The sequence below is a fragment of the Corallococcus sp. CA049B genome (assembly GCF_003611685.1).
Lineage (GTDB): Bacteria > Myxococcota > Myxococcia > Myxococcales > Myxococcaceae > Corallococcus > Corallococcus coralloides.
In genome coordinates this window covers 1-13,867 of record NZ_RAWC01000059.1, presented here as the reverse complement: position 1 = coordinate 13,867, position 13,867 = coordinate 1, and the positions used below count along the sequence as shown (strand labels likewise).

General features: G+C 69.7%; 11 protein-coding genes. 10 read left to right on the top strand and 1 reads right to left on the bottom strand.

The window, feature by feature from the left end; all coding sequences use genetic code 11:
* Positions 1–44 precede the first annotated feature (44 nt).
* The 9 genes from D7W82_RS15790 to D7W82_RS15750 all read left to right on the top strand — a co-directional run bounded on the left by D7W82_RS15790 (position 45) and on the right by D7W82_RS15750 (position 10,681).
* Positions 45–1,193, top strand: a complete 1,149-nt coding sequence (locus D7W82_RS15790) for a hypothetical protein (RefSeq protein ID WP_233587618.1) — start codon at positions 45–47, stop codon at positions 1,191–1,193.
* Positions 1,194–1,229: 36 nt separating this feature from the next.
* On the top strand, positions 1,230–2,639 hold the full coding sequence (locus D7W82_RS15785) for a Wzz/FepE/Etk N-terminal domain-containing protein (RefSeq protein ID WP_120619168.1): 1,410 nt from the start codon (positions 1,230–1,232) through the stop codon (positions 2,637–2,639).
* Positions 2,640–2,675: 36 nt separating this feature from the next.
* A complete protein-coding gene (locus D7W82_RS15780) occupies positions 2,676–3,413 on the top strand; it encodes a CpsD/CapB family tyrosine-protein kinase (protein WP_120619142.1) in 738 nt (245 codons plus the stop codon).
* 110 nt (positions 3,414–3,523) lie between these two features.
* Positions 3,524–4,891 (top strand): polyisoprenyl-phosphate hexose-1-phosphate transferase ExoE, encoded by a 1,368-nt coding sequence (gene exoE, locus D7W82_RS15775; RefSeq protein ID WP_120564434.1) that lies wholly within the window; start codon positions 3,524–3,526, stop codon positions 4,889–4,891.
* Between the two features lie 119 nt (positions 4,892–5,010).
* Complete coding sequence (gene yvcK / locus D7W82_RS15770; protein WP_370451004.1) at positions 5,011–6,084, top strand: uridine diphosphate-N-acetylglucosamine-binding protein YvcK; 1,074 nt, start codon at positions 5,011–5,013, stop codon at positions 6,082–6,084.
* A gap of 36 nt (positions 6,085–6,120) precedes the next feature.
* Positions 6,121–7,239 carry a GNAT family N-acetyltransferase gene (locus D7W82_RS15765; RefSeq protein ID WP_120619140.1) on the top strand — a complete coding sequence of 373 codons (1,119 nt, stop codon included), beginning with the start codon at positions 6,121–6,123 and terminating at the stop codon, positions 7,237–7,239.
* Positions 7,227–8,405 (top strand): DegT/DnrJ/EryC1/StrS family aminotransferase, encoded by a 1,179-nt coding sequence (locus tag D7W82_RS15760; RefSeq protein WP_171426644.1) that lies wholly within the window; start codon positions 7,227–7,229, stop codon positions 8,403–8,405. The genes D7W82_RS15765 and D7W82_RS15760 overlap by 13 nt, the downstream gene beginning before the upstream one ends.
* Before the next feature lie 80 nt (positions 8,406–8,485).
* Positions 8,486–9,682, top strand: a complete 1,197-nt coding sequence (locus D7W82_RS15755; protein WP_120619138.1) for a GNAT family N-acetyltransferase — start codon at positions 8,486–8,488, stop codon at positions 9,680–9,682.
* Positions 9,683–9,718: 36 nt separating this feature from the next.
* Positions 9,719–10,681 carry a D-2-hydroxyacid dehydrogenase family protein gene (locus D7W82_RS15750; RefSeq protein WP_120619137.1) on the top strand — a complete coding sequence of 321 codons (963 nt, stop codon included), beginning with the start codon at positions 9,719–9,721 and terminating at the stop codon, positions 10,679–10,681.
* Between the two features lie 41 nt (positions 10,682–10,722).
* Here D7W82_RS15750 and D7W82_RS15745 read toward each other — a convergent pair whose 3' ends face one another.
* Entirely contained in the window at positions 10,723–11,961 is a 1,239-nt protein-coding gene (locus tag D7W82_RS15745; RefSeq protein ID WP_158617673.1) for an O-antigen ligase, read from the bottom strand.
* Between the two features lie 473 nt (positions 11,962–12,434).
* On the opposite strand from D7W82_RS15745, the gene D7W82_RS15740 reads away from it, so the two are divergent.
* The gene (locus D7W82_RS15740) at positions 12,435–13,748 is read left to right on the top strand and encodes a nitrous oxide reductase family maturation protein NosD (protein WP_158617672.1); all 1,314 of its coding nucleotides are present in this window, start codon (positions 12,435–12,437) and stop codon (positions 13,746–13,748) included.
* Positions 13,749–13,867: the final 119 nt, after the last annotated feature.

The following is a 13,867-nucleotide window of genomic DNA, read 5'->3' as shown; positions in this document are numbered from 1 at the left end:
CGGAAGCAGCGAACGTGGGCGTGGGTCAGGACGGGAGGGCGGCGGTGAGGGGCAACTGGAAGCGGGCAGTGATTGCAGGCTGTCTCATCGCCGCGCCGGCCGCGCAGGCGGCCACCATCCTGGAGCCTCGGCTCCGCCTCACGGCGGAGGAGCGCTTCGACAATGACATCCGTCTGGGGGGCACCGGCACCAACGGACAGTTCATGACGAAGCTGTCCCCGCGACTGGGCCTGGACGTGAAGAACGAGCAGCTGACGCTCGAGTCCTTCTACGCCACGGACCTGCTCGCGCGGCACGGCTCCGGGAAGACGACGGTGGACCACCGCGCGGGCGTGGGCTTCCGGGACGTGCTGTCCCGGCGGCTGCGGCTGGACGCCAGCGCGCGGGTGTTCCGCGTCGCCGACCCCACGTCGCTGCCGCGTGACGGCCTGGCGCGCTCCACGGCGCCCACCTTCTATGCCCAGACGAAGGTGGGGCTCACGGGCCGCGTGACGGAGCGCATGGACGTGCGCGGCAACTACATGTTCGAGGCGACGCGCATCATCGAGCCGGGACGGGTGGCGGGCTACGCGCACACCCCGTCCGTGGAGCTGTGGTACCGCGCCACGCGCCGGCTGTCCCTGGGCGCCGAGTACCGCTACCAGGGCTTCCTGTACGACCGCGACTACAGCCAGGCGCACGGCGCTTCCGCGGCCCTGCGCTACCGGCTGACGCGGCCCACCACGCTCACCCTCCGGGGTGGGCCGGTGCGCTACCTGCCTGCGGACGCGGCGCGCGGCGGGTGGGTGCCCCGCGTGGCGCTGGAGCTGGTGCGCGAGGGCGAGCGCAGCGACTTCGGCTTCGCCGTGGGCCACGACCTGGTGGGCGCGAGCGGTTTCTCCGGCGCGGTGTGGGCGGACTACGCGTCGGTGATGGGGGCGCACCGTTTCACCCAGAAGCTGTCGGCCTTCGGGGCGGCCAGCTTCTTCCGGAACGGCAGGGCGCCCGGTGAGTACTACGCGCAGTGGCGCAACACGACGAACGTGTCGCAGGGCTATGCGGTGGGTGGAGGCGTCGAGTACCGGCTGAGCCGGAAGCTCGCGCTGCAGGGCGCGTTCGACCGCATCGCGCAGGTGGGTGCGGCGGATGTCGCTGGGGCGGGGGACCTGACACGCAACGTGTTCGCCCTCCGCCTGGTTCTGACAGCTTGGTAGGCAACTTTCGAGATGACGAGGATGGAGGAGCGGATCATGGAGCGTGGGATGACGGCGGACCAGTTGCTTTCGGCGCTGTGGCGCCGCAAGGCCCTGGTGGGGGCGATCGCTGCAGCAATCTTCGTGTTGGGTGCGGCCATCGTGATGACGCGGCCGAGCGTCTATGAAGCGTCCGTGGTGGTGCGTGTGGAGCCGCAGCGCCCTGGCGAGGAGATGGTCCAGCGCACGGTGAGCGAGCTCATCGAGCAGCGGCTCGTCACCGTCCGCCAGGAGCTGCTGGCGCGGCCGGTGCTCCAGAAGGCCATCGAGGAGATGAACCTCTACCCGGAGCTGGTGTCGGACCGGGGCATCGAGGCGGCGGTGGAGCAGATGCGCAAGGACCTCACCGTGCGCGTCGAGGGTGAGACGGCCTTCGAGCTCACCTACGCGGGCCGCGACCCGCAGGTGGTGGCGCAGGTGGCCAACCGCCTGCCGGCCATCTTCTCCGAGGAGACGCTGAAGATCCGCCAGACGCAGGCGGCCCGCGCCACCGACCTCTTCACCGAGGAGATGGTCGCCATGGGCAAGGCCGTGTCCTCCTGGGAGACGAAGATCTCCAAGTTCAAGGTGGACCACCTGGGCGAATTGCCCGAGCAGATGGAGATGAACATGCGCGGCCTGGAGCGCATCAGCGCCCAGCTGCAGACGAAGTCCGAGGAGCTGCGCAGCGCCGAGGCGCGCCGCTCCGATCTGGCCCGCGCCCGCAACGCCGCGGACAGCGAGGCCGGCCGCCTGGAGGCCACGGAGAGCGGCCTGGCCCGCACCCTCACGCAGGCCAAGACGCAGTGGACGCCGGACCACCCGGAGGTGAAGCGGATGGAGCGCGAGCTGGGTGACATCAGCGCCCAGCGCAAGGACGCCGAGGGCCGCATGTACGCCGAGCGCAACGAGCGCACCCGCGTGGCCACGCTCATCACCAACATCCAGAAGGACATCGTGGACCTCCAGAAGCAGGCCGAGGCGTACCAGGCGCGGCTGAACAACACCCCGCGCTGGGCCCAGGAGCTGGCGGTCATGAACCGGGACTACGAGATCGCCCGCACCAAGTACCAGAGCGTGGTCAGCCGCAAGGTGGAGGCGGAGATCGCCCAGGAGCTGGAGGCCAAGAGCGCCAAGAGCCTGTTCAACGTCATCTCTCCCGCCGGGGTGCCCTCCTCGCCGGCTCGCCCGGACCGCATGACGGGGCTGCTCATCGCCGCCCTGGTGGCCCTGGCGCTGGGTGTCCTCACCGGCACCGTCCTCGAGATGCGCGATGACAGCCTGCGCGATGGCACCGAGGTCCGTGAGCGCCTGACGCTGCCTGTCCTGGCGGTGGTCCCGAACATGCAAGGCAAGACGGAGAAGCGGATCTTGATGCCGATGGCTGGGAGCAAGAACAGCGTCTCCTCGCCGACTTCCCTGAACTAATTGCCGACCCCATACGGAAAGGATTGGAGAACACAGATGGATTCGACGATGGAGCGGGCCGGTAACTTCCTCCCCCGCGTGGACGACAGCGCGGCTTCCTCGAACGCGGTGGACCGCCGGGTGGTGACGCTCACGGCCCCTGCTTCCGCGGCCGCCGAGCAGTACCGCACCCTGTACTACCGCCTGGAGCGGATGCGCGAGCAGCGTCCGATGAAGGTGGTGGCGCTCACCTCCGCGATGCCCGGCGAGGGCAAGACGGTGACGAGCGTGAACCTGGCCCTGGCCGCCGCCCGGGCGAACCCGGAGCGCCGCATCCTGCTGGTGGACGCGGACCTGCGCCGGGGGCAGGTGGCCCCCACGCTGGGCATGCGCAACAAGGTGGGCCTGGCAGAGCTTTTGGCCGGTGAGTGCGACGTGCGCGACGTGGTGCGCCGCTTCAACTCCACGCGGCTGGCGGTCATCCCCGCCGGCTCCACGCCGGAGGAGAGCACCCAGGTGCTGGCCTCCGCCCGCATGAAGCAGTTCCTCAAGGCGGTGCGTGAGGGTTTCGACGAGGTGTACGTGGACCTGCCGCCCACGCTGCCGTTCGCGGACGCGGCCATCCTGGGCCACCAGATGGACGGCGTGCTGATGGTCATCCGCGCCAACGTCACCCCCTCCAAGGTGGTGAACCAGGCGGTGGAGCAGCTGGCGGGCGCGGCGCTGGTGGGCTGCGTGCTCAACGGGGCGGAAGTGAACGCGACCCCGTACCTGAAGAACTACGTGAAGAAGTAGCAGGCGGTTGTCGAGTGGGAGTGATTCGTGGCCCGACCTGCTCCTCGCGCCGATGAGGTGCGATGGGCGGGGGGCCTGGAGCGGCGGCGGGTTGGGGTTGGAGGAGTCACGTGCTTCGCGTTTTCCACCATTATTTTTCAGCCAAGAAACTGACGTTCTTCCTCGCCGAGTCCTCGGCGATCGCGCTGGCCTGTGTCGCGGGTGCCGCGGCCTGCGCGGCCCTCTTCGCGCCCCTGGGTTCCCAGCCACCGTTCGCCACGATGTGGCCGACGCTGGTGGGCCTGGGCCTGGCCTTCGTCGTCACCTTCCAGTTCACGCTGTACCTGTTGGACCTGTATGACCTGCGCATCGCGGCCGAGGACCGGACGCGCGGCTACCGCTTCCTCAAGGCCGCGGGCGTCACCGCGATGGTGGCGGGCGGGGTGATGCTGCTCCTGCCGCTGGCCCTGCCGGTGGTGCTGCCCCCGGGGACGCTCCTGGGCGGCGCGATGGGCGCCCTGGCCGGCACCCTGGTGGTGCGCGTCTCCATCCGGGCGCTGGTGGGTGAACCCGACGCGGTGCTCGTCGTGGGGGATGGCCTCAAGGCCCGCGCGGTGGCGAGCGCCATTGAAGACGGCGGCGAGGGGTCCTTCCGCGTGGTGGCCCTGGTGGACCCGCGCAAGGTGGAGGAGCCGCTGGACGCGATGGCGGCGCGCCTCAACGCCTCTTACGTGGTGCAGGCCGCGGATGACATGCGCGGCGCCAACTGGGTGGACTCGCTCTTGCGCTGCCGGCTGGACGGGCGGCGGGTGTACGACGCGGCGGGCTTCTGCGAGCGCGTGCTGCGCCGCATCCCGGTGCAGTTCCTGCGCGCCAGTGACTTCGCCTTCGCGGATGAGATGACGGTGTCGCCCCTGCGCCGGGCCTTCAAGCGGGTGTTCGATGTGGCGGTGGCCTCGCTGCTCCTCCTGATGGCTTCGCCCTTCCTCATCCTGGTGGCGCTGGCCATCAAGCTGGACTCCAAGGGCCCCGTCTTCTACCGGCAGGACCGCGTGGGCCTGGGCGGCCGCGCGTATCCGCTCTGGAAGTTCCGCAGCATGCGCACCGACGCGGAGAAGAACGGCGCGGTGTGGGCGCGCTCCAACGACGACCGCGTCACTCGGGTGGGCAAGTTCATCCGCAAGACGCGCATCGACGAGATTCCGCAGGTGTTCAACGTGCTCCTGGGCCACATGAGCTTCGTGGGCCCCCGTCCGGAGCGCCCGGTGTTCACCGAGCAGCTCAAGCAGCAGATTCCGTTCTACGGCGTGCGCGAGGCGGTGAAGCCGGGCATCACGGGCTGGGCGCAGATCCGCTACCCCTACGGCGCTTCGGTGGAGGACGCGCGCAACAAGCTGGAGTTCGACCTGTACTACGTGAAGAACGGGTCGCTGTTCCTGGACGTCGGCATCATCTTCCACACGGTCCGGCACGTGCTGCTGGGGCGTGGGGCGCGGTAACACAGTTCAGCAGTGGATGTTGATGACCATCCGCGGCCTCCGGTTGTCGGGGGAGGCCGGGATGCCAAGGGTGGTTGGCCATGGATTGGGATGGGCGAGGGGGTCGGAACATGGTGGGCATGGACGTGGACGCACCGTTCTCAGAGCAGTGGAGCCAGGACGACGCGCGCAACAAGCAGCAGGGGGTGGAGCGCAACGAGCTGCTGCAGGCGCCGAAGCACCGTCCCACGCGCATCGTCGCGATGGGCGGCGGGACGGGCCTGCCCATGGTGCTCAAGGGGCTGGCCCGCCGCGCGGCCCCCAAGGGCGGCCAGCCAGGCGTGGACATCACCGCGGTCGTGGCGATGAGCGACGACGGCGGCAGCTCCGGCCGCCTGCGCCGCCAGCACGGCGTGCTGCCCCCGGGCGACATCCGCAACTGCCTGGTGGCGCTCGCGGGTGGCAAGAGCGCGCTGAAGGACGTGTTCCAGTACCGCTTCGGCGGCGCGAAGGGGCTCGCCGGCCACGCGGTGGGCAACCTGCTCATCGCGGCGCTCGCGGAGCTGAAGGGCGACTTCCTGGAGGCGGTGCGGCTGTCCGGGGAGCTGCTGGGCGCAAAGGGCCAGGTGCTGCCCAGCACGCTCGCGTCCGTGCAACTCGTGGCCCAGATGCATGACGACACGGAGGTCGTGGGCGAGCGCAACATCTGCCGCGCCCAGGGCCGCGTGCGCCGCGTGTCGCTCAGCCCCCGCTCACCGCCGGCGGTGGACGGCCTGCTGGAGGCCATCTATTCGGCGGACCTCATCGCCATCGGGCCGGGGTCGCTGTACTCGAGCGTGCTGCCCAACCTGCTGGTGGACGGCGTGGCCCAGGCGCTGAAGGAGACGCGCGCGCTGAAGGTCATGGTGGCCAACCTGATGACCCAGCCGGGCGAGACGGACGGCATGAACTGCCTGGACCACGTGCAGGCCGTCATCGACCACGTGGGGCCGGTGCTGGACGCGGTGCTCGTCAACGGCCGGGCGCCCTCGGAGGAGTCCATCCAGCGCTATGCGCGCAAGGGCTCCTTCATGGTCACGGCGGAGACGCGGGAGCTCCTGTCCTCCGGCGTGATTCCGGTGCAGGCGGACCTCCTCAAGGAAGGTTCCAAGATCCGACACGACAGCCGCAAGGTCGCCGCCTGCCTGCTGAAGATGGCGCGCAGCGGGTTGTAGGCCGCGCTGCCCATCACCACCTTGGGGCCCTCTCACATGGAAGCCATTCAACTTTCGGCCGCCTCCCAGGTCGTGGAAGTCAACGACCGGGCGGCCTTCATGTCCCTGGAAGCCGAGTGGAACCAGCTCGTGGAGACGACCTCCCACGAGCTGTTCTACCGGCATGAGTTCCTGCGGCTGTGGCTGGACAACTTCGCCGCCGGGTCACGCATGCGCGTGCTGCTGTTGCGCGGTGAGGATGGAGCGCTCACCGCCGCGCTGCCGCTGGTGGAGGAGCGCACGTCGATGTACGGCGTGCCCGTCCGTCAGCTCACCTCCGCGGCCAACGCGCACTCCTGCCGCTTCGACATGCTGGCGCGAGAGCCGGAGGCCGCGGCCCAGGCCTTCCTCGCGCACCTGCGCGCGACGGGCGGCTGGGACGTGCTGCGGTTGACGGATGTGCCGGACGGCGGCGTGGGCTTCCGCCTGCTGGAGGCCGCGAAGCAGGGCGGCCTGCCGGTGGGCGAGTGGGAGTCGCTGCGGTCGCCCTACGTGCCGCTGCCCGCGAAGAAGGACGCGTACTTCGCGAAGCTGCCGTCCAAGTTCAAGGCCAACTGCCGCCGCCGGCGCCGCAAGCTGGAGGAGCGGGGCAAGGTCACCTTCGAGCGCGTCTCCGGCGGGTTGGATCTGGAGGGCACGCTGGAGGAGGGGCTGCTGCTGGAGCAGAGCGGCTGGAAGGGCGCGAATGGCACGGCCATGGCGCAGGACGCGAAGACGCGCGGCTTCTACACGGAGCTGGCGCGGGACGCGGCCTACCGCGACCGCCTGGCGCTGTACTTCCTGCGCGTGGACGGGCGCGCGGTGGCGTTCCAGTACGGGCTGGAGTTCGGCGGGCGCTACTTCCTGCTGAAGCCCGGCTACGACGAGTCCCTGAAGGAATGCAGCCCGGGGCAGCTCCTGATGGAGGAGGTGCTGGGGGACTGCCTGGACCGGGGGCTCACCGAGTTCGATTTCCTGGGGCCGGACATGGTGTGGAAGCGCGACTGGACGGATCAGGTCCGCCGGCACACCTGGCTCTACGTGTTCAACGACACCGCCTTCGGCCGGGCCCTGTGCGCGGCGAAGTTCCGGTGGGTACCGGCGGCGAAAGAGGTGGTGGCGCGATGGAAGAAGTGAAGACGACCGAGAAGATGTTCGTGCCGTCCCTGCCCACGCTGTGGCCGGGCATGCTGATGGCCCCGCCGCGTCCGGGGGCGCTGCCGCCGTTCTCGTCTCCCAACGCGCGCTACTTCTACTTCGCGCGCAACGCCGTCTGGCTGACCATCAAGATGCTGCGCCTGGACGGCGGCGAGGTGCTGATGCCCGCCTACCACCACGGCGTGGAGGTGGAGGCGGTGGTGGACGCGGGCGCCATTCCGCGCTTCTACCGCGTGGGCAGCCGCTGGGACGTGGACGTGGCGGACGTGGCGAAGCGGATTACGCCGAAGACGCGCGCGCTCTACCTCATCCACTACGCGGGCTTCCCGGGGCCGGTGGACGCCATGCGCAAGCTGGCGGACGAGCACGGCATCCCGCTGATTGAAGACTGCGCGCTTTCGCTCCTGTCGTCGGACGGCGCGACGCCGCTGGGCACCACGGGCGACGTGGGCATCTTCTGCCTCTACAAGACCCTCCCGGTACCCAATGGGGGTGCATTGGTCGTCAACGGCAAGCGCTCGTACAGCCTGCCGGAGCCGCCGGCGCCGCCCCTGGCGTCCACCTTCAGCCACACCGTGTCCGCGCTGCTGCAGAACCTGGAGCTGCGCGGCGGGGCGGTGGGCCGGGGGCTGCGCGGCCTGGTGCGCTCGGTGGGGCATGGCGCGGTGAAGGCCGCGAGCGTCGAGCGGGTGGCCACGGGCACGCAGCACTTCGACCGGCGGCACGTGGACCTGGGCATGAGCCCGCTGACGAAGCGGATTGCCCTGGCGCAGGACCTGGAGTCCATCGTCGAGGCGCGCCGCCGCAACTACTTCCTCCTGCTGGGCCGGCTGCGGGACGTGTCGCCGCCGCTCTTCAACCAGCTGCCCGCGGGCGTCAGCCCCCTGTTCTACCCGATGGTGGTGCAGGACAAGGAGCTGCTGCTGGCGAAGCTGCGGGAGAAGGGCATCGACGCCATCGACTTCTGGAAGCGCTTCCATCCCGCGTGCGACGCGTCGGAGTTCCCGGAGGTCGCGCAGCTGCGGCGCACCATCCTGGAGATTCCCTGCCACCAGGACCTCTCGCCGGAGGTCATGGGGCAGGTGGCGGACGTGGTCCGGGAGGCGCTGAAGTCCGAGCGCCGGCCGAGCAAGCGCGCGTCGTGAGGGAACAGGAGCTGGCTCCCGGGTTGCAATGGTCCCCGGGGGCCGTGGCAGTGCTTCGGGAAAGGCATCAGGGTGACGCGGTGATCCGCGAAGACGAGTTGACGTCGGGGCCGAGGTTGACGCCGCGGCTGGACGTGGCGGCGGTGGGCAGTGCCTCGCAGCTGGCGGGGATGCGGGCGGAGTGGAACTCGCTCTTGGACGCGAGCACGGCCGGTCCGTTCAACGCGTGGGAGTGGCTGTATCCGTGGTGCCGGCGCATCGCGCCCGACGTGCGGCCGCTGGTGCTGACGGCGCGCGACAGGCTGGGCACGCTGGTGGGCCTGTTGCCGCTGGGCCTGGAGCACCGCTGGGTGAACGGCATGCCGGTGCGGCGCCTGGGCTTCCTGGGTGAGACGCACGTGGGCAGCGACTACCTGGACGTGGTGGCGCGCAAGGGCCGCGAGGCGGAGGTGGCCCGGGCGTTCTTCAACGTGCTCCAAGGACTGCGCGACGAGTGGGACGTGCTGGATTTGACGGACCTGCGCGAGGGTTCGACGACGCTCGGCGTGGCGCGCGAGGTGTTCGGCGACGTGCGCGTGACGGAGCGCTATGTGTGCCCGTATGAGACGCTGGTGCCGGGCGAGCCGTTCGACGCGTTCCTCAAGCGCACGGGCCGCCGGGACAACTACCTGCGCCGGCGCAAGTGGCTGGAGAAGCAGGACGGCTACCGCATCGAGCGGACGGACGCGCCGGGCCAGCTGGCCGGGCCGATGACGGACTTCTTCCGGCTGCATGCGCTGCGCTGGTCCTCGGATGGAGGGTCGCAGGGCATCAAGGGCGCGGGCGTGGAGGCCTTCCACCGGGACGCGACGCAGTGGCTGGCGGAGCGGGGCCGGCTGCGGATGTACACGATGAAGGTGGGCGGCCAGGCGGTGGCGTCCGTGTACGGCATCCTGCATGGCCAGACGTTCGTGTACTTCCAGTCCGGCTATGATCCGGCGTGGCGCAACCGCAGCGTGGGCCTGGTGCTGGTGGGCGAGACGTTCAAGGACGCCATCGAGATGGGGCTGACCGAGTACGACTTCCTGCGAGGCACGGAGACGTACAAGTCCGACTGGGTGACGAAGCAGCGTCAGACGGTGTCCCTGCGCGCGCACGGCGCGGGCTTCGCGGGCACGTGGTTCACGCGCTCCGAGGAGTGGGCCCGCCAGACGCGCAACGCGGTGAAGGGCGTGCTGTCGGAGGAGCTGGTGGAGAAGGTGCGCCGGTTCCGTCGGCGGAAGGCCGCGGTGAATTGACGCGACGGGGCGGCGCGGCGGATCCTGGCGGGTGCCATGGAGAAGCTGCGCTGCGCCGTCCTGGATGACTATCAAGGTGTTTCCACGAGGCTCGCGGACTGGTCGTCCGTGAGCGGACAGGTCGAGGTGACGGTGTTCCGCGAGCACTTCTCCGGTGAGGAGGAGTTGGTCGCGGCGCTGTCGCTGTTCGACCTGCTCGTCGTCATGCGGGAGCGCACGCCGTTTCCGAAGGCGCTGCTCGAGCGGCTGCCACGGCTGCGGCTGCTGGTGACGACGGGGATGCGGAATGCGTCCATCGACGTGGCCGCGGCCACCGCGCGCGGCGTGACGGTGTGCGGGACGGCGAGCGCGACCGAGCCTCCGGTGGAGCTGACGTGGGCGTTGCTCTTGGCGCTCGCGAGGAACGTGGTGGGGGAGAGCACGGCGTTCCGGCAGGGCGGCCCGTGGCAGCACTCCGTGGGCGTGGAGCTGCACGGGAAGCGGTTGGGGCTCCTGGGGCTGGGGAAGATTGGGAGCAGGGTGGCCCGCGTGGGCGCGGCGTTCGGAATGGACGTGGTCGCGTGGAGCCCGAACCTCACGGATGCGAGGGCAGGGGAGGTGGGGGTGACGCGGGCCGCGTCGAAGGAGGCGCTCCTGGAGACGAGCGACTTCGTGTCCATCCACCTGGTGTTGGGGGAGCGCTCGCGAGGGCTGGTGGGCCGCGCGGAGCTCGCGAGGATGCAGCCCACGGCATACCTCATCAACACGTCGCGCGCGGCCATCGTGGAGCAGGCGGCGCTGGTTGATGCGCTCCAGCGGGGTGTCATCGCGGGCGCGGCGGTGGATGTCTTTGAAACAGAGCCGGTGCCCGCGGACGACGTGCTGCGGACGCTGCCGAACCTGCTCGCGACGCCGCACCTGGGCTACGTAGCCCAGGGGAACTACACGACGTACTTCCGTGAAGCCGTGGAGGACATCCGCGCGTTCCTCGACGGGGCGCCCATCCGCAGGCTGGGATGAGGCTCAGGGAGGGTTTCTGGAAGTTCCAGTCCCCGCCGTACTCAAACACGACCCGGTACACCATTGCCCTGGCCCGCTGCACGTGCGGCGCGGGCCAGCCGGTCCGCGCAGGCCGCGAGCCCGAACAGCACGTAGAAGTGCACGGCGACCAGGAAGCCCGCGAAGAGACAGGACACCAGGTGGCCCACCACCGCCGCGGCGAGCGCCCGCACCAGCCAGCCCCGCTCCCTGTCCCGCGCGAGCGTCCACAACGGCCCCAGCGCCGCTCCAATGAAGGCCAGGAAGATCGCCAGACCTATGAAGCCCAAGTCCGAGATGACCTGGAGGAAGACGTTGTGCGCGGCGTATACCCGCGCCTCGCCCGGAGGGCCGTAGATCCGCCACGCATAGGGGAAGGTGCCCGCGCCCACGCCCAGCAGCGGGTGATCCACGCTCACCCGGGAGGCCACCGTCCAGGCCCCCACGCGGCTCATCGCCGAGGCGTCTTCCTCATAGGTGCCCACCGTGCGCGTGCGGTTCCAGAAGCTCTCCGGAGAGAGCACCAGCATGGCCCCCGCCGCCACCAGCACCACCAGCGTGCGGGCCAGGTTCCGCTCCAGCACCACCCACGTGCCCGCGGCGGCCACCAGCCCGAGGAAGCCTCCGCGCGAGTAGCTCAGCACCATGGCGGTGATGGCCAGCGCCGCCGCGAGGCCGCACGCCAGCCGTACCAGCAAGGCGCTCTGCTTTCGCACGAGGACGGCCACCGCCAGGGGCACGATGATGCCCACGCTCATCGCCATCCGGTTGGGGTCCGCGTACACGCCCACCCAGCGCGCGCGGTAGCCCTCCACCATGTCCACCCCCGCCTGGTGCCAGGCGATGACTCCTCGCGAGGTGAAGAGCGAGCCCAGGATGAGCGCGAGGCAGGCCCACAGCAGCCGCCGCTCCGTCGTCACCAGGTTCACCAGCGTCAGGTAGACGAGCACCCACTTGAGGAGCTCCACCGCGGTGAACTCCGTGGCGTCCAGGTACAGCGACCAACCCAGCGACGCGAACACCAGGCCACAGAAGGTGAGCAGCAGCAGCCCGCGATAGCCGTCCACGTGCCACAGCTTCTCCCGGCGGCCCACGCGCCCGATCAGCATCAGCCCGGTGGACAGCGCTGACAGCAACAGGGCCGGACGGAACCGGGCGAGCCCCGGGATCCACTCACCCGGGCTGATGTAGATGGCGGCCAGGAACGCGAGCAGGAATCCGAAGGCCCAGCGACCCTGACTCCGCACTGTCTTGCTTCCCATTCGCATCCCCGCACCCTCCCCCTCGTGGAGCCAGCTCGCTGGCACCGCACGGCGAACCCCCTCACTTCCGGACGTACCCGCCCGAAGGGCGATTCCTCCCCCGACACGCTTCATTGCCTGACGCGAGGCATGCCGGCGGACGGTCTCTCGTCACTCCGCCCTGGGCTTGCGGATCGCGGCGGAATCATCCGCGCGGCCCTGCTGTCCCTACTCACTCAGTTTCCGCTTTCCAACAGGGTCCTCGCATGCGCCTCCGATTGACTACTCTCCTGCTGTCCACCTCGGTCCTGCTTGCCTCCGCTTGTGGCGGGGGTACTTCGTCCGGACCGCAAAGCTCCACCGGTTCCGGCGGTTCCGGGGACACGACCTCTCCAGGCTACACACCGACGGACGGGGCGCCGGGCGCTTCCCCGTCTCCCACGCCGGGTGCGTCCGAGACTCCAGAGCCGACCAGCTACGCGCATGAGTGGGTGGTGAGCCCCACGGGCGATGACGCGGCGGCCGGCACCGAGTCGGCTCCCGTGCGAACCCTCGCCAAGGCCCTCACCCTCGCAGGGCCGGGCGATCGCATCCGTGCGCTCGCCGGCACCTACGCCGAGCGGGTCCTCATCACCGGCGACGTCCGTGCTGGCACGGCCGAGGCGCCCATCACCCTCGAGGGCGTGGACACGCCGCACATCGTCCCGGGCTCCGCGCAGGGCGCGCTCGTCGTCGTGGAGCGGCCCCATTGGCGCATCAAGGGCTTCGACATCGACGTGCAGAACAAGCCCTCCTTCGCGGTGGCCTTCTCCGGGGACACAGAGGGCACCGTGCTCTCCAACTCGGAGGTCCACAACGCCCAGTACGGCGCCGGAATCAGTTTCCACAATGGGGCTCACGGGGCCACTCTCGAGAAGAACCACATCCACCACATCTCCATCCCGAACAAGGATGGTCACGGGGTGATGATCCAGCCCACGGCGCGCAACATCACCGTGCGCGACAATGTCATTCATGACAATTCAGGGGACTCCATCCAGTGCTACAGCACGGATGGCTCCGACCCCAGTACACCGGCGGATGGATTGCTCATCGAAGGCAACGACCTGTACGGCAATATCGAGCAATCGATTGACATCAAGACCTGCTACAACGTCACCGTCCGCCACAACAAGATGCACAAGGCCCGCCGCCATCCGACGCTCGGAGGCAACGGCGCCATGGTGGTGCACCTGTCGGCCCGGGACGTCCTCATCGAGGAGAATGACTTCTACGACGCGGGTCTGGCCATCGGCGTGGGCGGCAACCGCTTCGGCCCGTACCCCTCGGGCATCGTCATCCGCCGCAATCGCATCCGGGACATGATCACCGAGGGCGGCATGACAGGCGGGGGCTTGCAGATGGCGGTCTCCACGGGGACCCAGGTGGTGAACAACACCTTCACCCGGTTGCAGGGGCCGGCGATCATCATGGGCAGCGGCGACGGCGGGCCCACCGAGAACATGGTGGTGAAGAACAACATCATCGACGCGGCCCAGGCGATGCAGGTGGGGAGCCAGGCGCCCGGTCTGACGACGGGCAGCAATCTCTACCGGCCCGGAGCCACGTTCCTCAAGGGGGGCGCGACCCTCAATCTCTCTCAATGGCAGGCGCAGGGCCAGGATGCGAATTCGTATGAAGACGCGGCTCCGGTCGTTCAGGAGACCCTGGCGCCCGGGCCCGCCGCCGTCGACCGCGGCGAGCACCTGGACTTCGAGGCAACGTGTGGTGCGGGGCCGGACATCGGCGCGGTGGAGTCCAGCTGCTGATGCGCAGGCGTCATCCGTGGAAGTTGCGAAGCGCCGGTCCTGGGCTCATCTCAGGGAGTGGGGAGTGGGCTGTTCGCTGCCGGTGAGCGAGCAGGGGGAGCGAGGCCTCGGACCGGGGC

Coding starts and splice junctions, on each gene's coding strand:
- yvcK (WP_370451004.1), top strand. CDS start 5,011: ATGGACGTGGACGCACCGTTCTCAGAGCAGTGGAGCCAGGACGACGCG.
- D7W82_RS15785 (WP_120619168.1), top strand. CDS start 1,230: ATGGAGCGTGGGATGACGGCGGACCAGTTGCTTTCGGCGCTGTGGCGC.
- D7W82_RS15745 (WP_158617673.1), bottom strand. CDS start 11,961: ATGGGAAGCAAGACAGTGCGGAGTCAGGGTCGCTGGGCCTTCGGATTC.
- D7W82_RS15760 (WP_171426644.1), top strand. CDS start 7,227: ATGGAAGAAGTGAAGACGACCGAGAAGATGTTCGTGCCGTCCCTGCCC.
- D7W82_RS15750 (WP_120619137.1), top strand. CDS start 9,719: ATGGAGAAGCTGCGCTGCGCCGTCCTGGATGACTATCAAGGTGTTTCC.
- D7W82_RS15780 (WP_120619142.1), top strand. CDS start 2,676: ATGGATTCGACGATGGAGCGGGCCGGTAACTTCCTCCCCCGCGTGGAC.
- D7W82_RS15765 (WP_120619140.1), top strand. CDS start 6,121: ATGGAAGCCATTCAACTTTCGGCCGCCTCCCAGGTCGTGGAAGTCAAC.